Below are 5,800 nucleotides of genomic sequence, written 5' to 3'. Positions count from 1 at the left end.
ATTACCGCAAGGGGATTCAAATGTTAAGACAACTAAATGATTCCATTAAGATTGCCACCGCCCTTTTAAATGCGGGAGACGATCATTTTTTTAATGGACAACTGGACTCCGCTCTTATCTATACGGATGAGGCCACCCTGATATTTCAAAAAATCCAGTATCCGATCGGAGAGGCATATGGTCTGGGTAACTTGGGGATGATTTATGCAGAACAGAGGAGGGATGAACTGGCAGAAACAAATATCAACAAGGCCGTTGTCATCCTGGAAGAACTGGAAGATTATTATCCGATCTCGGTCTACCTTACCTACATGGCAGATATCTACAAGAGAAAAAACGACTTGAAAACCGCTATGGAATACGCGCACAGAAGCCTTGATCTTGCCATGCAGTCCGGCCTTAAGGATGAGATTGGTAGTGCCCACCTTAAACTCTCCCAACTTTATGAAACCGCCGGGGATACGGCTACTTCCTTCAGTCACTTCAAAGACCATGTGACCTACAGAGACAGTGTACGTAACCTGGAGGCCGTTCAGGATATGGCCGACCTTCGTCTGGACTACGAAGTATCCCAGAAACAGATAGAGGTGGATGTGGCAGAAGAACGGCAAAAGAACCAGCGGAATATCTTAATTGCCACGGCGGTGGCCTTTATACTGATCGCCCTGCTGGCTACGGGATTATACCGACGCAATAAATTCATCAAAAAGACAAACGAAATCATTGCGGCAGAAAAGGACCGCTCAGAGAATTTGCTGCTGAATATCCTTCCTGAAAAGACCGCCGAGGAACTCAAGGAACACGGCAAGGTGAAGGCAGACCGCTTCGAATCGGTCTCTGTTCTCTTTACTGATTTTAAAGGCTTTACACGTTATTCGGAAAAATTAAGCCCGGAAGTGCTGGTGGAAAGTGTAGACTATTACTTCTCTAAATTTGATGAGATCATGGGCAAATACGGTTTGGAGAAAATAAAGACCATAGGGGATGCGTACATGTGTGCCGGGGGATTACCCTTTCCGTCGAATGACCATGCAGAGAAAATGATCCTGGCCGCACAGGAGATTGTTGATTTCGTGCAGGAATCCAAGGAAAAGGACTCAGACGGACATGCATCACTTGATATCCGCGTAGGGATCAATACAGGTCCGGTGGTGGCCGGTGTTGTGGGCACCAAAAAATTCTCCTATGATATTTGGGGCGATACCGTGAATGTGGCTTCCCGAATGGAATCCAACTCCGAACCCGGGCGGATCAATATTTCAGAAAATACGTATCAACTGGTCAAGGATAAATTCAAGTGTTCCTACAGGGGAGAATTAGAAGTGAAAAACAGGGGGCACTTAAAAATGTACTTTGTGGAAGAGGAATTAGGCGCCTAGGAAATATTCGGGTGCTTCTGAGCGTTTTAATGACATAAGTTAACCTGCCTATAAAAATCTACAGCTGCCCATCTATTGTGCCCTAACAATTTCTATCCCACCATTTTTTGTCTGTTCTACCATGTAATCATATACCTCTTAAGGGTTATCCATAGTAGTACTGCGACCTCATTAAATCTTTTGAAACATAATTGAAAGACTTTCAACTATGTGTCAACAATGCATCAAAATTATACGTTTTTGAATCATAGTTGTTTAGTAGGATATTTCTTTAATCGGGAACTTTAGTTGGGGTTTGTAAGCGGCCAGATTTCTTTTATGCATTGTGTGATAAAAAGTGGACGTACCGCTTTTCAAGTTCCCTCCCTTCCCCCATTACAGGAAACTAATAAAACTTTAGATATGAGGAACATTTTTTATTATTTCATCGCAATGCTATTTGCCTTGGTTTCCTGTGATAAGGATATGCCAGAAGTAGACGCAACGCTTGCAGGAGAGGAGCTTACCAAAGTTGATCTGGCTGCAAAAAAACTAAAGACTACCGTAGTTGGAACCGGGATTGCTGCACAAGATGTTGCCGCTGTACAGAGTGCTGTGGACAATTTTAATCATGTTACCCTGAGCGGCACCTTTGATTTTGGCTCAGACGAGACCATCGGAGGTGTTGTCATTAACCGGGAAAATGTAATTATCAAGGGACCCGCTACCATCCTTAACGGGGCAAAGGCAGAGGTCATTCCAGGATTAGGTTTTATAAGAAATCCCATTACCATTACCGCGCCGGGGGTGGAGATTTATGATATTGTATTTAACTGCGATTTTGACGTCATCCTGGTCAATGTTGAGGAAAGCGGGAAGCCGATTATAATTGAAGGTAATACTATAATTTCAAATACGTTTGGTGGTGGTGTTGTAGTTAAGGGTACGCCCGGAGGCATCAAAGTGCTCAACAACACCATAGAATCCTTTATTAATTATTTTGCTGCAGAAACCACGGGTAGCACTGAGATCGCAGACAATAATATGACGGCTGGCCTGGACTGTGTTTTTATGTTTACATTCAATAATAAGCTGGATATTATCAACAATGCCATGAATGTTTTAGACGGCGGTTATGATGGTGTATTCATTGGATCATGGTGGGTGACCTCAGCCACCGGTCCGGAATGGGGGGATAATCCACCAGTAAGAATTGTTGGCAATACAGTAGCTATTGAAGGTATGGATGCTGCTGGTCTAGTGGTGGGTACCTCGGCCAGTGGAATAAACAATGTCCTGGTCAAGGACAATACTATTACGGGTATTGCAGGTTTTTCCGGCTTGTTGAAAGAACCCTATGGTCACAATAACAAGTTTATCAACAATGATCTTAGTGGCCTAACTACTTACGGCCCACAAATATGGATTATGGGAGGTAGTGATAACCACTACCAGAACAATAAACTCGGAACTGTAGAGCCGATTCCAGGAGGTGGATTTTTCCCAGCCTTCCAAAATGCTGCCACTCTGGTTACGACCATCAATTGGCATCAGAATGATGGCTTAGATACACCCGACCCTTTAAATCAGGGTAATCATTTCAGCAATAACGATTATACGATGACGGGAGTAGCCGGCTGGTCCGAAGATCCTGATTCATTTGGCGCCGTATTGCTTTTAGATGTCATGCAAAAGTTTGAAATTGGTTTTACTGGTCAAGGTCCTTATGAAGAGCCCTTTGCTATGGAGAACTTTATCGCGGAGAATAAATTCCCAGCCGGGACTGATGTTTGTAACCAGGTGCTAGACCTGAATCCAGGCGCTAATCAGATCGCTGGTGGAAAGGCCTGTGAGGCGCTAACCAAAAAAGTAAACAAACAGCTGGTTCAAAAACAATATGAGCAGTTAAGCAAGAAGGTCATGGAAAGGCATCAAAAAAGGGAAAAAATTCTTAAAGAAAAAAGGAACAAAAAGATTTAATGCGCATTCGTAGTAGGACGTAGAGCTTAAAGTGATAAGCCCGGAAATTAAAAGTTTTCGGGCTTTTTTCTTTTCTATGGGGATAGGGTACCTGAAAGCACGTCCTCGGTAAGTATGCAAGGCTGGGAAGACGTCCCTGAATTCGTCTGATACTGTACACCATGTCAGTACCCACAGCAACTCGGGTGCTGTTTACTACCCGTACTTTTTAGTTACGGGTTCTAGCTCACACACGCTTTGATAAGTTCGTTTGCTTACGATTTCAGCCATATTCAGACTGAGGGAGGATTCAGTTATCCAAAAAGTGTACCTATTACACTACTGCAATGCGTAGGAAATTTCCTCATATTTTTCGACTGCCATCCTTCCCTAAACCACAGTTTTCGGCAAATAGGCCACTTTATAAGAACGGTTCACAACTTGAATTAAGTGGGGTTTTAAGATGTAACTACATTTGACCATCATAAAAAATAAAACATATGAAAAAAGTAATTTTTATTGCAGCTTTTCTTATTGCAGGTTTGAGTATTCAGGCTCAGGAAGGACCCAGTGTTGGAATCAACTTAGGAATCCCAACGGGGGATGCCAGTGATTTTTCAGGGCTTAGTCTGGGAATTGACTTTACTTATCTTTGGTCTGTATCCGACAAATTTGATGCCGGTGCGGCCGTGGGATTTTCCAATGCCTTTGGTAAAGAAATAGATACCGGTCTGGGAACAGTGGATATAGAGGATATTCAATTTCTTCCTTTAGCTGCAGCAGGTAGGGTCCATCTTAGTGAAGGGATCAGTGCCGGGGTTGACCTGGGATATGCCGTGGGAATAAATGACGGAAATGACGGTGGCTTTTACTATCGTCCGATGGTTGGCTATTCCCTGAGCGAAAAACTTGGACTTAATCTCTCTTACACCGGAATTAGCCTGGACGGAGATTTTAACTGGAATACCATTAACCTGGGACTCATGCTGGGCTTGTAAGCTCATAAAAAAAGAATGTATAAAAAGCGAAGGAGAAACCCTTCGCTTTTTGTTTTTCAATAGGGGCAGGTTCCAAGCTAAACGTAAAGACGAAAACCCTGACAACAGGCAGGGAGTTAAGCCCCAAACAACTAAATTCTTCAAACCTGTCACTTGAGACCGTTCATATCTTTGTTTTGATACCTTTTCCCATGGGGTATAATGCCGTGTTTGCCAGGCTATCAATAAGTTCATTACAGCCGCCACTTTTTATATAGGTAGTGTGAGATTCGATGTTTTCAAATTTTTGCCCGGTTATCTTTTCGCACGATAATTCTGCCCCGGTCAGTTTTTTAAATGTTTTCAGAATTTGCTTGGCTGGTTTGTTTTTGAAGTAAGGAGGGATTTGACCCGGATTTTTCCTGCACCATTGCAGTGTTTGCATCCAAATGGCCGCACTAAGGGCACCGCAGGCATTACCACTTAGGCCAAGACCCCCTGCAAAACCTGCTGCCATCAAGATTTCCTCTTGACTGCCGCCCATTTTTCTCACTACTTCAGAGGCACAGCTCACAGGTTTTGGGGTAATAGTAGTATCCGATTGACCCAGTCCTTTTTTTGCAGATGCAACAGCCTCGGGAGCCCATGCTTCGGCAAGCTCAAAACATTTGCTGTTTTCCATGCCTTTCAGTGTGTTGCTGACCATTAATCTGGCAACACCGAGTACGTTGCTTAAATTATACCCGAGGATCTCTCCACAATTCACGGTTTCTGCCCGCTTTTCGAAGGAGGATACAAGTTCTTTTGTAGCTGTTATTGCAACTGCCATAGCCAGGTCCTTATCTCTGTGTCGTCTGTAGGCCTCCGCCCCTGCAGCCAGAGCCGCGCCCCAGATCATACCGCATTGCTGACTTTGATTCATGATACCCCCTGCCAAGGGGTTTAACGCCAGCTCGGCGAGTTCATTAGGCCGTCCAAACTCCCGGTTTAAAATATGGGCAAAGGTGTGCGAGCAGGCGCCACATTGCTTGAAGATCGTTTTGGTGTCTTGCGATTTTGTTTTCGTTGATTCCACTTGAGCCTTAATTTTTATGGGAAAAAGGTAGTACTCAAAAGGCTGATTACCTATGATTTAGATCAGTATGGAAAGCATCAGAAGGTCTCCTTTAAAAAAAGAGTTCCAAGGTGGTCCTGTCTGGTCATGGTTTGCAATTCAGCTGGGGTTAACATCGCTTCGCTCGTTGGACCCAGCGCTATCATTTTGCAAATGCACAACCAGACCTTGATGACCGACCGGGGTTGACTCCTTTCAGTCGTCTGACCCAGCCGTCACGTCCTGCAAATGCAAAACCAGCGTAAATTTCTTTACGCCGGTTTTTTGTTTTCATCGCAGCACCGGAGTTTACTCCATGCTACTCTTCAAAACAAAAAACCCGCCATTAAATGGCGGGTTTTGCGCTTGATCGTGACCCGGCTGGGGCTCGAACCCAGGACCCTCTCCTTAAA

4 protein-coding genes are annotated in these 5,800 nt (G+C 44.2%); 3 read left to right on the top strand and 1 reads right to left on the bottom strand.

The window, feature by feature from the left end:
- The 3 genes from AC4E7D_RS10710 to AC4E7D_RS10700 form a co-directional block, all read left to right on the top strand.
- Window positions 1–1,379, top strand: a 1,379-nt coding sequence (locus tag AC4E7D_RS10710) for an adenylate/guanylate cyclase domain-containing protein (RefSeq protein WP_490173789.1), incomplete at its 5' end; no start/stop codon positions are given.
- A 402-nt stretch (window positions 1,380–1,781) separates the two neighbouring features.
- Window positions 1,782–3,338, top strand: a complete 1,557-nt coding sequence (locus AC4E7D_RS10705; protein WP_490173788.1) for a right-handed parallel beta-helix repeat-containing protein — start codon at window positions 1,782–1,784, stop codon at window positions 3,336–3,338.
- Between the two features lie 479 nt (window positions 3,339–3,817).
- Window positions 3,818–4,315 carry an outer membrane beta-barrel protein gene (locus tag AC4E7D_RS10700; RefSeq protein ID WP_490173787.1) on the top strand — a complete coding sequence of 166 codons (498 nt, stop codon included), beginning with the start codon at window positions 3,818–3,820 and terminating at the stop codon, window positions 4,313–4,315.
- Between the two features lie 163 nt (window positions 4,316–4,478).
- Here the strand turns inward: AC4E7D_RS10700 and AC4E7D_RS10695 are convergent, their stop codons facing one another.
- Complete coding sequence (locus AC4E7D_RS10695; RefSeq protein WP_490173786.1) at window positions 4,479–5,369, bottom strand: C-GCAxxG-C-C family (seleno)protein; 891 nt, start codon at window positions 5,367–5,369, stop codon at window positions 4,479–4,481.
- Window positions 5,370–5,800: the final 431 nt, after the last annotated feature.

It is taken from the genome of Lentiprolixibacter sp. (assembly GCF_982873095.1).
This window is presented reverse-complemented; position numbering and strand designations above follow the sequence as displayed.